We start from the raw sequence: 16,688 nt of genomic DNA on the forward strand, positions 1-16,688 counted from the left end.
CGCGCTTCGGTCGGGTGGCGGCGCGCTTCGGTCGGGTGGCGGCGCGCTTCGGTCAGGGGGCGGGGCGCCTCGTCCGGGGGGCACCTCAGGGTGTCCGGTGCTGCGGGGTGTCTCCCGTCCGCTCTCTCCCGGCCGTGCGTCCTCCGGCTCGCGCAGCTCCTCCGGCAGCCGTAGATAGGGATTCGTGTCGGGGTTCGGCGGGCGGTACGGCCTGTTCGGTGCGTAGGGACCCGACCGACCGGGCACCGTCGCATACGATGCGGGCGGCCCCGTCGGCAGTCCCGCGCCACCCCGTGCCGGCGGTGCGACCCGGCTGCCCGCCGCCCCGGTCGCGTACGCGAGCAGCGCCCCGGCCGCGCCCGCGCCCGCGCCCCACACGGCACCCAGCAGCAGCGCCATGCCGAGCTGCCCGTGCAGCTCGATGCCCGCACCGAACGCGTCGAGGCCGAACACGGACAGCGAGGCGTCCACCGACACATCGGTCAGCCAGGCCAGCAGCGGCAGCGCCAGAGCCGTCACGATGCCGAGCCGCAGGGCGCAGCGCCCTGCGAAGCCGAGGGGACCCGGGTCCCGTACGGCCGCAGGAGCCGGTACCTGTACGCCCGCGGCATCCCGGGCTCGTACGAGAGGCGTACGTGCCGCCGTCAGGACGCCCGCGAAGAGCATCATGAGCGCCGCGGCGACCGCCAGCAGCCACACCTTGCCGTCCAGGCCGGCCAGACGGCCGAGCGTGACCGGCTGGTCGGTGCTGACACTGAGCAGCCGGTCCAGCGGGTCGGGCAGCAGTTTCGCCAGCTCGCCCGTGGCTTTGCCGTCCCACGGTACGAACAGGCCGAGCGGGATGCCCAGCCACACCCCGTTGGGTGCGCCCAGCAGGGCCGCTCCCGCGATCCGCGCCGGATGGGCGTCACCGATCGCCGCGTACGCCGCCGCCGCGAGGCCGGCCACCACCGCCACCAGCAGTACGGTCACCAGTGCCGACGCGGCCGGACGCACCACGCGGTGCACCGCCTCCCACCCGCGCGGCAGGGGAGTGCGCCGGGACGCGAACAGCGCGATCACCAGGACACCGGCCGCCCACGCGGCGCCCCCGAGGAGCGTGGGCACCGTGTCGACAGTGAAGCCGACCCCGGCCTTCGCATCGATGAGGTCGCCGATCCGGCTCGGCAGCAGCCCCCCGATGTTCCCGAGCCCGGGGATGTCGAGACCGCCGCTGCCGCCCCCGCTTCCGCCCGGCAGCTTGTCGAGCCCGAGCGAGCCCCCGTCGATGGTGACGACGTCATGGCCCGCCCAGGCCAGACCGCCCAGCATCGTCACGAACAGGACGACCACCGCGCCCGCGCGCGCAAGGAGTTCGGCGGGCGCGATCACAACTCCCGCCGTACGCAAGGAACGCAGGAAGAACCAGCTGAGCAGCAGCGCGCCCACCAGGCTCACGCCCAATGGCGTGATCTCCATGGCGGTGGTCGCCTCCGCTCCTCTCAGGCCGAAGGCCGACACGTCCCCTGAGGGTGTGACCGAGCCGTTCGCCCCGAGTGCCACCACCGCCGCGGTCATCGGTCCGAGCGAGCCCGCCGCGTCGGCCTGGAGCAGATGCAGACCGAGCGCCGCCGTCCCCGCCATTCCGATCAACGCCCAGCTCACGGAGGCGATCGCGGACAGCAGCACTTCCGTCCACGGCAGCTTCCTGCCGACTTCCGCGGTCTCGATGCCCATGTCAGCCCCCGATCCGGGCCGCGGCGATCCACCGCGGATGTCCCCCCTCGCGTGGGATTACCACTCTCCGGGCCGGTTTCGTCCCCGTCAACGGGACGTGTCCCGGCGCCCGTGTGCGCTCTTCACAAGGCCCGACTTTCGGACAGAGGGTCGAGCCTGAAATAGTTCCCCACGATGTTCGACATCCCTAGACTCCCTGTGATGGGGGTAACTCGGGGGACAACTCAGTGGGGCATGGAGTGCCTGAACTCGTACTGGAATTGAACGGACGCACCTGGACTCTGGATGCGTCCAGGAGCTACACCCTGGGACGTGATCCGCAGGGGGACATCGTGTTCGACGACGCCAGGGTCTCCTGGCGACACGCCACGATCAGCTGGAACGGCCGCAGTTGGGTCATCGAGGACCACGGCAGCACCAACGGCACGTTCGTGCAGGGACAGCGGATCCAGCAGCTGGAGCTCGGTCCGGGCTCGGCGGTGCATCTGGGCAACGCGACCGACGGACCGCGGGTGAACCTGTCCGGCGCGGCGGCCGCCGTCGCCGCCCCGCAGGCCCAGCCCCAGCAGCAGCCGTACGCGGCCCAGGGTGCCAACGCCGGCTGGGCCCAGCAGGCCCCGCCGCAGCAGGCTCCCCAGCAGAACTGGCAGGAGCCGCAGCAGGCCGCTCAGAACATCCCGCAGCAGCAGGGCCTCGGTGGTGGCGCGGGGGCGCCGCCGGTGTATGGCGACCGCAGTCCGACCACGTTCCACCAGCTCGCCGTGGGCCGTGTGATGCGCATCGGCCGTGCGCTGGAGAACGAGCTGGTCGTCTCCGACCTCCAGGTCTCCCGCCACCACGCCGAGTTCCACGCCAGGCCCGACGGCCGCTTCGAGATCCGTGATCTGGGCTCGCACAACGGCACGTTCGTCAACGGTATGCCGATCGGCAAGAGTGGCTCGGCGCTGCTCGGCCCGAACGACATCGTCGGCGTCGGCCACTCGACGTTCCGTCTGGTCGGTGACCGCCTCGAGGAGTTCGTCGACACCGGTGATGTCTCCTTCTCCGCCCGCCATCTCACCGTCACGGTCGACGGCGGAAAGCAGATCCTCAAGGACGTCTCCTTCGGCGTCCCGGAGAAGTCGCTCATCGCGGTCATCGGCCCGTCCGGCTCCGGCAAGTCGACGCTGCTGAAGGCGCTCACCGGTTACCGCCCCGCCAACCAGGGCGACGTCCTCTACGACAACCGGAACCTGTACAAGCAGTTCGCCGAGCTGCGCCAGCGCATCGGTCTGGTCCCGCAGGACGACATCCTGCACAAGGAGCTGACTGTCAAGAAGGCTCTGAAGTACGCGGCCAAGCTGCGCTTCCCGGCCGACACCACGGCCGCCGAGCGCGAGGCCCGTATCGACGAGGTGCTGCGCGAGCTGAAGCTGGACATCCACAAGGAGAAGAAGGTCACCTCCCTCTCCGGTGGTCAGCGCAAGCGCGTCTCGGTGGCCCTGGAGCTGCTCACCAAGCCGTCGCTGATCTTCCTGGACGAGCCCACCTCCGGTCTCGACCCGGGCATGGACCGCGACGTCATGCAGCTGCTGCGTGGCCTCGCCGACGACGGCCGTACGGTCCTCGTCGTCACCCACTCGGTGGCCGAGCTGGCGATCTGCGACAAGCTCCTGGTGATGGCGCCGGGCGGGTCCGTCGCCTACTTCGGCCCGCCCGAGGAGGCGCTGAACTTCTTCGGCTACGAGACCTGGGCCGATGTCTTCTCCGCCTTCGAGAACTACCGCGACTACGACTGGGCGGGCCGCTGGAAGGGCTCGCAGCACTACCAGATGTACGCCGCGGACATCGACGCCGTCGCCCCCCAGTCGGTCCACATGCCGCCGCCGCAGGCGATGAAGCCGCCCAAGCCGCAGGGCTGGATTTCCCAGCTCGTCACCCTGGTCCGGCGGTATGTGGCGGTCATCGTCTCCGACAAGGGCTTCCTGGCGCTGACCGTGATCCTGCCGGCGGTGCTCGGCGCGGTGAGCCTGCTCATCGACCATGACAAGGGCCTGCTGGTCAACCCGGTCAACCCGAGGACCGGCATCCACATCCCGAACGGCACGGCCACCACGGTCCTGCTGATCCTCGCCGTCGGCGCGTGCTTCGCCGGCGCCGCCAACTCCGTCCGCGAGCTGATCAAGGAGCGGGTTATCTACGAACGGGAACGCGCCACCGGCCTGTCCCGTTCCGCGTACCTGATGTCGAAGGTGATCGTCCTCGGCGCCGTCACCGTGCTGCAGGGTCTCCTGGTCGGCCTGATCGGCTTCTCCAGCCGCGAGATCCCCGAGCAGGGCCTCGTCCTGGGCAACTCCACGCTGTTCGAGCTGTGCCTGCCGATCATGGCGCTGGGCTTCACCTCGATGATGGTCGGCCTGGTCATCTCCGCGCTGGTGAAGACCGCCGAGAAGACCATGCCGCTGCTGGTCATGTTCGCGATCATCCAGGTCGTCTTCACCGGCTGCCTCTTCAAGCTGCACGGCACGGTCGGCGTCAACGAGTTCTCGTATCTGATGCCGTCCCGCTGGGCGGTCGCCGCCGCCGGTACGACGCTGGACTTCAACAACATCGCCCCGAACACGGACGACCCGACCAGCACGGACCCGCTGTGGAACCACACGGTGGGGGCCTGGACCCTGGACATGATGGCGCTGATCGCCCTCGGTGTGATCTGCGGCTTCCTTGTGGCCCGCTTCCTGCGCCGCCACGAGCCCGAGGTCATGCGGAAGTAGTCGGTCGCTCCCGTACGACGCCGAAGGGCGGCACCCGTCAGGGGTGCCGCCCTTCGCATGTGCGTGAAGAGGTCCGCGCCTGCCTCAGTACGCGCTGTTGACGTTGTCCATGGAACCGTATCGGTGCGCCGCGTAGTTGGCGGCGGCGGTGATGTTCGCGACCGGGTCGTAGATGTTCCACGACGTGCCGGCCACGTGGTACGCCCGGAAGGTCGGGTCGATCACCTGGAGCAGACCCTTGGACGGGATGCCGTTGGCGGCGTTGACGTCCCAGTTGTTGATGGCCATCGGGTTGCCCGAGGACTCCCGCATGATGTTGCGGTACAGGCCGTTGTACGAACCCGGGATCCCCTTCTGGGACATGATGTCGAGCGCCTGGTGGATCCAGCCGTCGAGGTTGTTGCCGTAGGTCTTGGGGGCGGCCGGCCGGACCTTGGCGCGCTGGGCGGACCGGCTTGCGGCCTGCTGCGCCTTGCGCTGCTGCGCGGCCTTCTGGGCCGCCTGCTGCTTGGCCTTGTCCGCGGCCAGCTTCTTGGCGGCCTCGGCGGCGGCCTTCTTCTTCGCGGCGATGGCCTGGGCCTTCAGGGCGCCTGCGGCCATCTGGTCGGTGACGCTGACCTCGATGGCCTTGGCCGGCTGGTTGGCGATGGCCGCCGGGGCCGACGCGAGGGCGGCCTCGTGAGTGGTGCTCTCCGCCTGGCTGGGTGCGGCCGTGAACGCGAGGGCGGCGACGCCGAGGGCGGCCACACCGGTGGCTGAGAGCTTCTGGGCCTTGGTCAGCGCACGAGCACGACTGCGAATGTTGGCGTTCAGGGGCATGGCGGAGTGACCTCTTCGAGTAGCGCGGAGGTCGCTCTGGTGCCGGCGGAAGACTGGTGTTTCCAGCACAAGCGCCGCGGACAGAAGACCGCGGCGCCGAGCGACGGCAGCAATTCTTAGCTGCCGCAAAAACACCTGGCAAAGATATGAAGTACTACCCGTGATAGTCGACCCAGGTGGGGCAAAACGGGACAGCTTGACCAGTCTGCCCCGTTCATGGGGGGCCTCTTTATCTCCTATGTTCCTTCGTACGTGATGTGCGCCCTATGCGCGGCGTCACACCGGGTCCCCGATCTTCTCACCAACAGTTGCGGGAGCAACGCTCTGTGTGAGGTGCCTGCTGCGGCAGGATGAGGTGCGTGTCACCGAACTCGTGCCACAGGTAGCGCCCGGCCAGCGCCTCCTCGTAGCCGTGGTCGATCGCCGACCGCCCCGCGATCGCCTCCAGCATCAGCAGATGCGACGCCTCCGGCTCGTGCAGCCCGGTCAGCAGCCCGTCCACGACCCGCACCCCGCGCTCGGGCGTCACCACCAGATCGGTCCATCCCTCCCGCGCCCGTACGACACCGTCGGCACCGGCGGCCGACTCGACGGCCCGCACGGCCGTCGTACCGACCGCAATGACCCGCCCGTCTCCTGCGGCCGCCGCATTGATCAGCCGCGCCGAGGCCTCCGGCACCGCGAAGCGCTCCGGATACGGCGGCTCGTGCGCCTCCGCCGACGCCACCCCCGTGTGCAACGTGATCGGTGCGAACTGCACACCGCGGCTCACCAGCTCCGCCACCATCCGCGAGGTGAAGGGCCGCGCCGCACTCGGCATCTCGGCGCTGCCCATGCCCTCGGCGGACGGCAGCGCGAACACCGTCTGATACACGGACAGCGGCTGATCCCTCTCCGTATAGGAGTAGCGAATGGGGCGCCCATGCCCGTCCAGCAGCCCCACCACGTCCGCATCCGACGGGCGGGCCCACCACAACCGGTCACCCCGCTCCGAGAGGGGCTCCTCCAGGACGAGCACCACGTCGTCCGGGAGTCGCACCTCTGTCCCCGCGGGCCCTCCCGCACGCGCGCGTGTGGTACCCCGTCCATCGGGATCCCGCAGCTCGACGGCCCACCGTCCGTCGTCCCCGCGCGTCGAGAAGTGCACCACCACGCGCGCGTGCCCGATCCGCCCGTCCACCGCGGCCGCCAGCGTCGGCGACGTGTTGACGACGAGCAGATCCCCGGCCCGCAGCAGCCGCGGCAGCTCCACAAACGCGTGGTGCCACACCTCGGTGCCGCGCGAGACCAGCAGCCGCACGGAGTCCCGGGCCAGACCGGGCCCGCGCTGCTCGGCCGGGACCCGCGCCGACAGCTCCTCCGGAACCCTCCCCCACTCTCGACTGCGCTCGAGCGGAGGGACCCCCATCGCCGTCCTCATCGCCCCTCCAGCAGGGACGGCGCACCGTAGCGGCCGCTCGCCGGACGCTCGTCCAGCAGTCTGAGGAACGCGGGCACCACGCTCTGCGGAGCCGGCCGCGGATCGTCGTCGTCAGGTACGGCCGCCGCGTACAGGTCGGTGGCCATGTCCCCGGGGTCCACCGCCCACACCCGCAGCCCGGGCTCCTCCTCGCCCAGCACCGCCGCCAGATGGTCGAGCGCCGCCTTCGACGCCCCGTACCCGCCCCAGGTCTCGTACGTCTCGGCCGCCGCGTCCGAACTGACGGCGATCACCGTGCCCGCGCTCGACGCCCGCAGCAGCGGCAGCGCCTCCTGGACGAGGCCCAGCGCCGCCACCACGTTCACCTCGAGCGCCCGCCGCAGCCCCTCCAGCGTCAGCTCCTCCAGCCGCACCAGCGGCTCCGAGCCCAGCGCGCTCGCGTTGTTCACCAGCAGGTCGAGCCCGCCCAGCCGTCGGGCCGCCGCCACCAGACCGGCCCGGTGCCCGGCGTCCGTGACGTCACCCGGCAGGGCCTCCACACGCGTCCCGTACGCGGACAGTGCCTTGGCCGTCTCCTCCAGGACCTGCGCGGTCCTGGCGTCCAGCACCAGATCCCAGCCGCGCTCCGCCAGTGCCGCGCCGAGCGCCCGCCCCAGCCCCTTCGAAGCCCCCGTGATGATCGCAACCGGCATGACTACCGTCCCCTCGTCCTCGGTCGCCCGTGATCGGCGGTGACCTCAACGTAGGAACGGCACCCCTCCGACCGCCTCGGACGCGGGCCGCAATGAACGGGGGCCCTTCGCCCTAGGCCCATCGGCCCAGGCCCGGCGGCCACGCGTCGGATACGCACGGTCACACCTCACCGGTACGGTGAGGTCATGAGCCATGGACCCCGGTCGGGCCTGTACGCGGTGAGCTCCGCGCTGCTGGCCATGAGCAGGCACCTCGAGGTGCGCGACGTCCTCAAGACGATCGTCGCCTCGGCCCGCGAGCTGCTCGACGCGGAGTACGCGGCGCTGGGCGTCCCGGACGACCACGGGGGCTTCGCCCAGTTCGTGGTGGACGGCGTCTCCGACGCGCAGTGGAGGGCCATCGGTCCGCTCCCGCGTCAGCACGGCATCCTGGCCTCGATGCTGCGCGAGGCGAAGCCGGAGCGGCTCGCCGACGTCCGCACCGACCCCCGCTTCGAGGGCTGGCCGAGCGCCCACCCCGTGATGTCCGACTTCCTGGGCCTGCCCATCCGCGACGGTGACGAGGTCATCGGCGCGCTGTTCCTGGCCAACAAGAGGTGCCCGAAACGGAAGGGCGGTTGCGGCTTCACCGAGGACGACGAGGAGCTGCTCTCGATCCTCGCCCAGCACGCCGCGATCGCCCTCACCAACGCCCGTCTGTACGAGCGCAGCCGCGAGCTGACCATCGCCGAGGAACGCTCCCGGCTGGCCCACGAGCTGCACGACGCGGTCAGCCAGAAGCTCTTCTCCCTGCGGCTCACCGCTCAGGCGGCGGCCGCCCTGGTCGACCGCGACCCGGGCCGCGCCAAGGGAGAGCTGCAGCAGGTGGCCGCTCTCGCCGCGGAGGCCGCCGACGAACTGCGCGCCGCCGTAGTCGAGTTGCGCCCCGCTGCCCTTGACGAGGACGGACTGGTCGCCACCCTGCGTACCCAGATACAGGTCCTCGACCGCGCCCACACCGCGCGCGTGACCTTCACCAGCCGTGCCGTCCGCGCGTTGCCGGCCGCCCAGGAGGAGGCACTGCTGCGCGTCGCCCAGGAGGCCCTGCACAACGCGCTGCGGCACTCCGGAGCCGAGCGGGTCGACGTGACCCTGGAGAAGCGCGGCCCGGGCGCCGTCCTGCGTGTCGCGGACGACGGCAGCGGGTTCGAACCGACGGCGATACGCAGCGCGGGACGCCACCTCGGCCTGGTCTCGATGCGCGACCGGGCGAGCGGGGTCGGCGGCACGCTGACCGTGGAATCGGCGCCCGGGAAGGGCACCACGATCGAGATGGAGGTCCCTGGTGGCTGACGCAATCAAGGTGCTGCTCGTCGACGACCACCAGGTGGTCCGCCGCGGTCTGCGCACCTTCCTCGAAGTACAGGACGACATCGAGGTCGTCGGAGAGGCCTCCGACGGCGCGGAAGGAATCGCCCGCGCCCAGGAGCTGAAGCCCGACGTCATCCTCATGGACGTCAAGATGCCGGGCATGGACGGCATCGACGCGCTGCGCAAGCTCCGTGAACTCGACAGCCCCGCGCGCGTGCTGATCGTCACCAGCTTCACCGAGCAGCGCACGGTGGTTCCCGCCCTGCGCGCGGGCGCCGCCGGTTACGTCTACAAGGATGTGGACCCCGACGCGCTGGCCGGAGCCATCCGCTCGGTGCACGCGGGCCACATCCTCCTCCAGCCGGAGGTGGCCGGCGCGCTGTTGTCGCAGGAGGAGGCCAATGCGGGCCAGGGGAGGGCGGGTTCGCTCACCGAGCGGGAGCGGGAGGTGCTGGGCCTGATCGCGGACGGCCGCTCGAACCGCGAAATCGCCCGCGCGCTCGTGCTCTCCGAGAAGACCGTGAAGACCCACGTCTCGAACATCCTGATGAAGCTCGACCTGGCGGACCGCACCCAGGCGGCGCTCTGGGCGGTGCGCCACGGCGTTAACGGCTGAGCCGATCTTCATACCGTCGTGTGTATGTCCTTCGGGCGGCGCATCCTCGGTGGATCTCCGCCGTTCTCCAAGGCGTACTGCGGCGCCTGCCGCAGCGATCGCAAGGAGAGGGCTCAGAAGTGAAGAACCTGAAGAAGGCCGCAGCCGTCACGATGGTGGCCGGTGGGCTGATCGCCGCCGGCGCCGGCCTCGCCTCCGCCCACGACGGGGCGCACGCCGACGGACGGGCCGTGGGCTCCCCGGGCATCGTGTCGGGCAACGTCATCCAGGCCCCGGTCCACGTCCCCGTGAACGCGGTCGGCAACACCGTGAACGTGATCGGCCTCCTCAACCCGGCCTTCGGCAACCTGGGCGTCAACCACTGAGCCCACACAGGACCTGCTTGTGACGACCGGCCTCCCGGACCGCACCTCCGGGAGGCCGGTCACCTCACGTCATGAAGCCGGGCGAGACACATCAGCCCGTCGGCCGTTTCAGGACGAGCCCAGCTCAGGCAATATCAGCCCGTCGTGGCGGTCCCCCGCTCGAGCGGAGCCGAGAGCTTGGGGGAGTTTGAGGACGAGGCCGTCAAGGCCGAAGCGGGGGTCCGGGGGCGGCAGCCCCCAGGGACGGCCACCTGAACCCCGGGCAACAAAGAACCCCCGGTCACCGCATCTCCCGCTGCTCCACAACGGAGTTGTACGCCGCGACCTGCGCCCGCCGAGCCGTCCGCTCCACCGGCCGAAGCGCCTGTGCCCGCGCCGCCATCTCGGAGGCGCTCACGGCGCCCCCGTGCCCGTTGTCGTACGCCACGGAGATCAGCAACCCCACACGCCGGGCCAGCTCCAACACCCGTACCGCCCGCGGCGGATATCCCGGCGCCAGCACCTCCCGCCCGCGCTCGGCCCGTGCCCGGTACGCATCGACGGCCGCCTCCGCCACCGGCCCGGACCCCGCAACGTCCAGCCGCGACAGCACCTCCGTCGCCTCGTGCAGCGCCTCCGCCAGCTCCCGCTCCGCCTCCCCGAGCGAGGGCACATCGGCGGGCGGCGCCTCCCGCACGGGCAGACAGTGCCAGACGACCTCGACATGCACATCGCCGTCCGGCCCCGCCTCGTACACCTCCGGTACCAGGCCGAACGCCGCGCCGTAGCAGATCACCGCCTCCTCGGCGTCCATCGCGCGCGCGTTGAACTCGGGTGGCCCGCTCAGCCCCAGCGGATGACCCGGCGCGGGCAGCGCGACCCGCAGCCCGGTCACCCCGAGCGTCCGAAGCCGCCCCAGCGCGAGTGTGAGACCGACGGGCGCCAACTCGCCCGGCAGCCCCTCCACCCGGTGCACCGCATCCTCTCCGACGATGGTGGAAGCGGCCTCGTCCGGTGAAACAAGTCCGGCCAAAAGGGCATTTCCCCATGCGGCCAGTCGTCCTGAGCGTGGTTCCGAGAGCATGCCCCCACCCTAAGGACCGGACCGATGGAATGGACGGGGCGACCGGTGGCGTAGATTTCGTGGGGGCTGCGCCCACCGGCGTGGCGGACCGCGCCCACAGGCGTACGCGAGAGCCGACACTGGCCACACTGCAAGGGGAGACAACGCGCTCATGAGCGATGTTCTGGAGCTGGAGGACGTATCCGTGGTCCGCGAGGGCCGGGCTCTGGTGGAGGAGGTCTCCTGGTCGGTCAAGGAGGGCGAGCGCTGGGTCATCCTCGGCCCCAACGGTGCCGGCAAGACCACCCTTCTGAACGTCGCCTCCAGCTACCTCTTCCCCAGCAAGGGCACCGCCACCATCCTCGGCGAGACCCTCGGCAAGCCCGGCACCGACGTCTTCGAGCTGCGCCCCCGCATCGGCGTGGCCGGCATCGCCATGGCCGAGAAGCTCCCCAAGCGCCAGACCGTCCTGGAGACCGTACTGACCGCCGCGTACGGCATGACGGCCCACTGGCAGGAGGACTACGAGGACGTCGACGAGCAGCGCGCCCGCGCCTTTCTCGACCGCCTCGGCATGAGCGAGTACCTGGACCGCAGGTTCGGCACGCTCTCCGAGGGCGAGCGCAAGCGCACCCTCATCGCCCGCGCCCTGATGACCGACCCCGAGCTGCTGCTCCTCGACGAGCCCGCCGCCGGACTCGACCTCGGCGGCCGCGAGGACCTCGTACGCCGTCTCGGCCGCCTCGCCCGCGACCCGATCGCCCCCTCCATGATCATGGTCACCCACCATGTCGAGGAAATCGCCCCCGGCTTCACCCACGTCCTGATGATCCGCCAGGGCAAGGTGCTCGCCGCGGGCCCGCTGGAGCTCGAGCTGACGTCGCGCAACCTCTCCCTCTGCTTCGGTCTCCCGCTCGTCGTCGAGCAGGTCGGCGACCGCTGGACGGCCCAGGGCCTGCCCCTTTCCTGACCCGCGGAAACCCCTGTAAGAAGCCTGTCCCAACCAGATCTGCGCCCTGTCCGCGACCGGACCCGCGGTCCTACCATGACCATGTGAACATCGACGCGTGGGTGTGGTGGCTGGTCGGTGCGGCGGGACTCGGCATCGGGCTCGTGATCACCGCGATGCCGGAGCTGGGCATGCTGGCGGTGGGCGCCGTCGGCGCAGCCGTGATCGGTGCTCTCGGCGGCGACGCCGTCTTCCAGGTCGCGGTCTTCGCCGTCGTCTCGGTCGCGCTCATCGCCGTGGTCCGGCCCATCGCGGCCCGGCACCGCGCCCAACGCCCCCAACTCGTCACAGGAATCGAGGCGTTGAAGGGCAAGCAGGCCGTCGTCCTGGAGCGCGTCGACGGCACCGGCGGCCGTATCAAGCTCGCCGGCGAAGTCTGGTCGGCACGCTCCCTCGACACCGAGCGCGCCTACGAAGTGGGTCAAGAGGTGGACGTCGTGGACATCGAGGGGGCCACGGCGATCGTCATGTGACCTCGAAAGACGCAACTGAACCGAACAGCCCACGAGTTGCGCGACGGTCTGTCAGACTCGACCAGCAAGATCTTCAACAACCATAAGATCTCACAGGCGCCGAGGCGGAGAAGGGTACGGGGAATCACGATGGAACCGATCATCATCGTCCTGATCATTCTGGTGGTGTTGGTCTTCATCGCCCTGATCAAGACGATCCAGGTCATTCCACAGGCAAGCGCGGCCATCGTCGAGCGATTCGGCCGATACACACGGACCCTGAACGCGGGTCTGAACATCGTGGTCCCGTTCATCGACTCCATCCGCAACCGCATCGACCTGCGCGAACAGGTCGTGCCGTTCCCGCCGCAGCCGGTGATCACCCAGGACAACCTGGTCGTCAACATCGACACCGTCATCTATTACCAGGTGACCGACGCCCGGGCCGCCACCTACGAGGTCGCCAGCTACATCCAGGCCATCGAGCAGCTCACCGTCACCACGCTCCGCAACATCATCGGCGGCATGGACCTGGAGCGGACCCTGACCTCCCGCGAGGAGATCAACGCGGCCCTGCGCGGCGTCCTCGACGAGGCCACCGGCAAGTGGGGCATCCGCGTCAACCGCGTCGAGCTGAAGGCCATCGAGCCCCCGACCTCCATCCAGGACTCGATGGAGAAGCAGATGCGCGCCGACCGTGACAAGCGCGCCGCGATCCTCACCGCCGAAGGTACGCGCCAGGCGGCCATCCTCACCGCCGAGGGTGAGAAGCAGTCCCAGATCCTGCGCGCCGAAGGTGAGGCCAGGGCCGCCGCGCTACGCGCCGAGGGTGAGGCCCAGGCCGTCCGCACGGTCTTCGAGGCGATCCACGCCGGCGACCCGGACCAGAAGCTGCTCAGCTACCAGTACCTCCAGATGCTCCCGAAGATCGCCGAGGGCGATGCCAACAAGCTCTGGATCGTCCCCAGCGAGATCGGCGACGCCCTCAAGGGCCTGTCCGGAGCCATGGGTAACTTCGGCCCCCTCGGCGGCGGTTCGGGCAACGGAGGCAACTCCGGCTCCTCCAACAACGGCGGCACGAACACCGAGCGCCGGGAGAAGCCGCCGATCGACTGACGGAACAGCGGTCGTACGACTCTGGGGCCCGCCTCCGACGGAGGCGGGCCCCAGAGTGTCATCCACGCCCTCAGCGGCCTCTGCGCGGTCGTACAAGCAGCTGCAACGGCCCGCCTAGGCCGCCGACTGCCCCAGCCACTCCGGCAGCGCCTCGAGGTCGTCCCGCCCCAGCGCCAGCAGCATCGCGTCCGCGGGCGTCGGCTCGAACGGCTGCCGCAGCAGCGGCATACCCGCCTCCTCCGGCGTACGGTCCGCCTTGCGGTGGTTGTCCTCCGCGCACGAGGCCACCGTGTTCAGCCAGGTGTCCCCACCACCGTGCGACCGCGGAACCACGTGGTCCACGGTCGTCGCCCGCCGCCCGCAGTACGCGCACCTGTGCCTGTCCCGTACCAGGACACCCCGCCTCGACCACGGGGCTTGTCTTCGGAAGGGCACCCGTACGTACCTGCAGAGCCTGATCACCCGGGGCGCCGGTATGTCCACGTCGGCGCCCCGCATACGCAGTTCGGGGTGGGCCTGCTCGACGACGGCCTTGTCCTGCAGCACCAGAACGACGGCCCGGTTCAGAGTCACCGTCGACAGCGGCTCGAAGCTCGCGTTCAGAACCAGCGTGTCACGCATCCAGCCCACCTCCCGTGTGCACCTGCCCACCCCCTGGCGGGCTTGGATCAACTCTGGACGGGCACGCCGAGATGGACAACGCAATAAAAAATGCCCGCCTCTGATCAATTCCAAGACCAGAGGCGAGCAAACGTTCAATGAACGTCAGTCTGCCGAGCAGGTGCGTCAGCTCGCGGCCGGGTTCTCGTACTCACCGATGAGCTGGGCGCGCGCCAGCGCGTGGAACCGCAGATTGAAGCCGACCACCGCGGGCGAAGCGTCCGAGTCCGGACCGAGCTTCTCCTGGTCCACGGCGTACACCGTGAACACATACCGGTGCGGTCCGTCCCCGGGCGGCGGCGCGGCACCGCCGAAGTCCTTCGACCCGTAGTCGTTGCGCGCGTGGACCGCGCCCTCGGGCAGCCCCTCGAACTTCCCGCTGCCCGCACCCGCCGCCAGCTCCGTGACCGAGGCCGGGATGTCGAACAGAACCCAGTGCCAGAACCCGCTCCCCGTCGGGGCGTCCGGGTCGTAGCAGGTCACGGCGAAGCTCTTGGTCTCCGGCGGGAAGCCCTCCCAGCGCAGCTGCGGCGAGGTGTTCCCCGCCGCGTAGACCTGAGCGTCCTTGAGCCTGGCATCCGGCTCGACGTCCTGGCTCGTCACCGTGAACGACGGCACGGGCGGATGGAAGTCGTGCGGCAGCGGCCGCCTCTTGAGCTCGGTCACCTCGGCACCTCCAAGTCAGTGGATCAACCGATTGCAGTCGCTCCAGAGCCTAGAACCAGCTGCGCTTGCTGCCGACCTCCGACAGCCACTGGTGGAGGTACGCGGCCCAGTCCGTGCCGTGGAAGTCGTGCAGACCGACCTGGAAGGAGCGGTAGGAGTCGCTGCCCTCGCTGAACAGACCCGGCTTCTTGTCCATCTCAAGGACGACGTCCATCGCGTGCTCGTCCGCGACGAAGCTCAACTCGACCTGGTTCAGGCCGCGGTACTGAGAGGGCGGGAAGAACTCGATCTCCTGGTAGAACGGCAGCCGCTGCCGCGTGCCCCGGATGTGACCGCGCTCCATGTCGGCGCTCTTGAAGCGGAAGCCCAGCTGGATGAAGGCGTCCAGGATCGCCTTCTGCGCAGGCAGCGGGTGCACATTGATCGGGTCCAGGTCACCGGAGTCCACGGCACGCGCGATCTCCAGCTCCGTCGTCACCCCGATGTGCATCCCGCGCAGCGCCTGACCGTCGATCATGGTGACCGGCGTCTCCCAGGGGATCTCGAGCCCGAACGGTACGGCGTGCACGGCTCCCGCCTGGAGCTCGAAGGCGCCACCGAGCCGCACCTTCGTGAACTCGATGTCCTGCTTGTACTCCGTATCGTCGTGCCCCTCGACCTCGACCTTGGCCTGCAGACCGACGTTCAGCCCCCCGACGGCCTGGTTGACGGACCCGCCCTGGATCCGCACCTCGCCCTGGACGACACCACCCGGCACGACATTGACCTCGGTCAGCACCGTCTCGACGGAAGCCCCGCCGGCTCCCAGGCTCGCGAGCAGCCGCTTGAACCCCATGAATCTTCCCTCCCAGGCAACGCCTGTTCCGTCGTCCCGCCTCTTGCGCGCGTTCTCGTACGTGGATTCTTGATCCCTAGAAACGCAATCCGGCTCGGGGCCGGTTCCGCGTCCTCACCCTTCCAAGGGGAAGGACTCTTGACCACCCTTTGGCACGCAGCCGTCTGGACTACGCTCGTACGACATGATCGCGACCCCCGACCGTACGCCCCTTCCACGGGAGTTCTTCGACCGGCCCGTACTGGAGGTGGCCCCCGACCTCCTGGGGCGCACCCTTGTGCGCACCACCCCGGACGGTCCGATCGCCCTGCGCCTCACGGAGGTCGAGGCATACGACGGCCCGAACGACCCCGGCTCCCACGCCTATCGCGGCCGCACGCCCCGCAACGACGTGATGTTCGGTCCACCCGGTCATGTGTACGTCTACTTCACCTACGGCATGTGGCACTGCATGAACCTGGTGTGCGGTCCGGAGGGCAGGGCGAGCGCCGTGCTGCTCCGCGCCGGCGAGATCACCGAGGGCGCCGAACTCGCCCGCAAACGTCGACTCTCGGCCCGGAACGACAAAGAACTGGCCAAAGGCCCAGCACGCCTGACCACGGCCCTGGACGTGGACCGCGCCCTCGACGGCACGGATGCATGCACCCCCGAAGAGACCGCTTTGCGCATGCTGACCGGCACACCGGTGCCCTCCGACCAGGTACGCAGCGGTCCACGCACCGGCGTCGCCGGCGACGGGGGCATCCACCCCTGGCGCTTCTGGATCGCCAACGACCCGACGGTGAGCCCCTATAGGGCGCACACGCCGAGGCGGCGCCGAAGTTGACGCGTCCCTGGAGGATGCGTAATGTAGCTCGAGCCGCTTGAACCGGGTAAGGCGTTCAGCCAGCAGCCGGAAGCGGCCAACCCACTACCTACGTCATCCCTCGCAGAGGGCGAATTCGGCGTGCCCGCATGCCCGAATTCGAACTCGCGGAACTCGATTATGAGTCCCGGCGGGAATCGGCTAACGTAGTGAATGTCGAAAGGCCGGGAAAAAACCCGGACCCAAGACAAACCCCGCCGACCGGGAATCGGATCGAGAAAAGATCTGATAGAGTCGGAAACACCGAAGGGAAGCGCCCGGAGGAAAGCCGCGAGAGTGAGTCTCTCGGGTGAGTACAAAGGAAGCGTCCGT

The 16,688-nt window shown here is 69.7% G+C and carries 16 protein-coding genes; 8 read left to right on the forward strand and 8 right to left on the reverse strand.

Features of this window, described 5'->3' with window-relative positions:
• Positions 1-1,716: streptophobe family protein (locus ABT186_RS44845; protein WP_351930162.1), on the reverse strand; the 1,716-nt coding region annotated here is incomplete at its 3' end.
• A gap of 239 nt (positions 1,717-1,955) precedes the next feature.
• Here ABT186_RS44845 and ABT186_RS44850 point away from each other — a divergent pair.
• The gene (locus tag ABT186_RS44850) at positions 1,956-4,469 is read left to right on the forward strand and encodes an ABC transporter ATP-binding protein/permease (RefSeq protein ID WP_351235197.1); all 2,514 of its coding nucleotides are present in this window, start codon (positions 1,956-1,958) and stop codon (positions 4,467-4,469) included.
• Positions 4,470-4,553: 84 nt separating this feature from the next.
• Here the strand turns inward: ABT186_RS44850 and ABT186_RS44855 are convergent, their stop codons facing one another.
• From ABT186_RS44855 to ABT186_RS44865, 3 genes are all read right to left on the reverse strand, one after another.
• The gene (locus ABT186_RS44855; protein WP_351235195.1) at positions 4,554-5,288 is read right to left on the reverse strand and encodes a transglycosylase SLT domain-containing protein; all 735 of its coding nucleotides are present in this window, start codon (positions 5,286-5,288) and stop codon (positions 4,554-4,556) included.
• A 298-nt stretch (positions 5,289-5,586) separates the two neighbouring features.
• On the reverse strand, positions 5,587-6,708 hold the full coding sequence (locus ABT186_RS44860; protein ID WP_351930164.1) for an S-adenosylmethionine:tRNA ribosyltransferase-isomerase: 1,122 nt from the start codon (positions 6,706-6,708) through the stop codon (positions 5,587-5,589).
• The gene (locus tag ABT186_RS44865) at positions 6,705-7,400 is read right to left on the reverse strand and encodes an SDR family NAD(P)-dependent oxidoreductase (protein WP_351930166.1); all 696 of its coding nucleotides are present in this window, start codon (positions 7,398-7,400) and stop codon (positions 6,705-6,707) included. Before ABT186_RS44865 ends, ABT186_RS44860 begins: the two co-directional genes overlap by 4 nt.
• Before the next feature lie 186 nt (positions 7,401-7,586).
• Between ABT186_RS44865 and ABT186_RS44870 the strand changes: the two genes are divergently transcribed.
• The 3 genes from ABT186_RS44870 (at position 7,587) to ABT186_RS44880 (ending at position 9,731) form a co-directional block, all read left to right on the forward strand.
• The gene (locus ABT186_RS44870) at positions 7,587-8,732 is read left to right on the forward strand and encodes a GAF domain-containing sensor histidine kinase (RefSeq protein WP_351235189.1); all 1,146 of its coding nucleotides are present in this window, start codon (positions 7,587-7,589) and stop codon (positions 8,730-8,732) included.
• A complete protein-coding gene (locus ABT186_RS44875; protein ID WP_351235187.1) occupies positions 8,725-9,366 on the forward strand; it encodes a response regulator in 642 nt (213 codons plus the stop codon). Before ABT186_RS44870 ends, ABT186_RS44875 begins: the two co-directional genes overlap by 8 nt.
• 119 nt (positions 9,367-9,485) lie before the next feature.
• The gene (locus ABT186_RS44880; RefSeq protein ID WP_351235185.1) at positions 9,486-9,731 is read left to right on the forward strand and encodes a chaplin; all 246 of its coding nucleotides are present in this window, start codon (positions 9,486-9,488) and stop codon (positions 9,729-9,731) included.
• A 280-nt stretch (positions 9,732-10,011) separates the two neighbouring features.
• Here ABT186_RS44880 and ABT186_RS44885 read toward each other — a convergent pair whose 3' ends face one another.
• Positions 10,012-10,794, reverse strand: a complete 783-nt coding sequence (locus tag ABT186_RS44885; protein ID WP_351930167.1) for an Rv1486c family protein — start codon at positions 10,792-10,794, stop codon at positions 10,012-10,014.
• A 151-nt stretch (positions 10,795-10,945) separates the two neighbouring features.
• On the opposite strand from ABT186_RS44885, the gene ABT186_RS44890 reads away from it, so the two are divergent.
• The 3 genes from ABT186_RS44890 to ABT186_RS44900 all read left to right on the forward strand — a co-directional run bounded on the left by ABT186_RS44890 (position 10,946) and on the right by ABT186_RS44900 (position 13,350).
• Positions 10,946-11,743, forward strand: a complete 798-nt coding sequence (locus tag ABT186_RS44890; RefSeq protein WP_351235181.1) for an ABC transporter ATP-binding protein — start codon at positions 10,946-10,948, stop codon at positions 11,741-11,743.
• Positions 11,744-11,826: 83 nt separating this feature from the next.
• Positions 11,827-12,255, forward strand: a complete 429-nt coding sequence (locus ABT186_RS44895; protein WP_351930168.1) for an NfeD family protein — start codon at positions 11,827-11,829, stop codon at positions 12,253-12,255.
• Between the two features lie 129 nt (positions 12,256-12,384).
• Positions 12,385-13,350 (forward strand): SPFH domain-containing protein, encoded by a 966-nt coding sequence (locus tag ABT186_RS44900; protein ID WP_351235178.1) that lies wholly within the window; start codon positions 12,385-12,387, stop codon positions 13,348-13,350.
• A 114-nt stretch (positions 13,351-13,464) separates the two neighbouring features.
• On the opposite strand, the gene ABT186_RS44905 is transcribed toward ABT186_RS44900, so the two are convergent.
• The 3 genes from ABT186_RS44905 to ABT186_RS44915 all read right to left on the reverse strand — a co-directional run bounded on the left by ABT186_RS44905 (position 13,465) and on the right by ABT186_RS44915 (position 15,511).
• The gene (locus tag ABT186_RS44905; protein ID WP_351237869.1) at positions 13,465-13,971 is read right to left on the reverse strand and encodes an HNH endonuclease; all 507 of its coding nucleotides are present in this window, start codon (positions 13,969-13,971) and stop codon (positions 13,465-13,467) included.
• Between the two features lie 165 nt (positions 13,972-14,136).
• Positions 14,137-14,676 carry a YbhB/YbcL family Raf kinase inhibitor-like protein gene (locus tag ABT186_RS44910; protein ID WP_351237868.1) on the reverse strand — a complete coding sequence of 180 codons (540 nt, stop codon included), beginning with the start codon at positions 14,674-14,676 and terminating at the stop codon, positions 14,137-14,139.
• A gap of 49 nt (positions 14,677-14,725) precedes the next feature.
• Positions 14,726-15,511, reverse strand: coding sequence for a sporulation protein (locus ABT186_RS44915; RefSeq protein WP_351930170.1), 786 nt, complete (start codon positions 15,509-15,511; stop codon positions 14,726-14,728).
• A gap of 184 nt (positions 15,512-15,695) precedes the next feature.
• On the opposite strand from ABT186_RS44915, the gene ABT186_RS44920 reads away from it, so the two are divergent.
• A complete protein-coding gene (locus tag ABT186_RS44920) occupies positions 15,696-16,337 on the forward strand; it encodes a DNA-3-methyladenine glycosylase (protein WP_351237866.1) in 642 nt (213 codons plus the stop codon).
• Positions 16,338-16,688 lie beyond the last annotated feature (351 nt).

The organism is Streptomyces sp. NPDC001634 (assembly GCF_040298185.1).
In the GTDB taxonomy this organism is placed as follows: domain Bacteria; phylum Actinomycetota; class Actinomycetes; order Streptomycetales; family Streptomycetaceae; genus Streptomyces.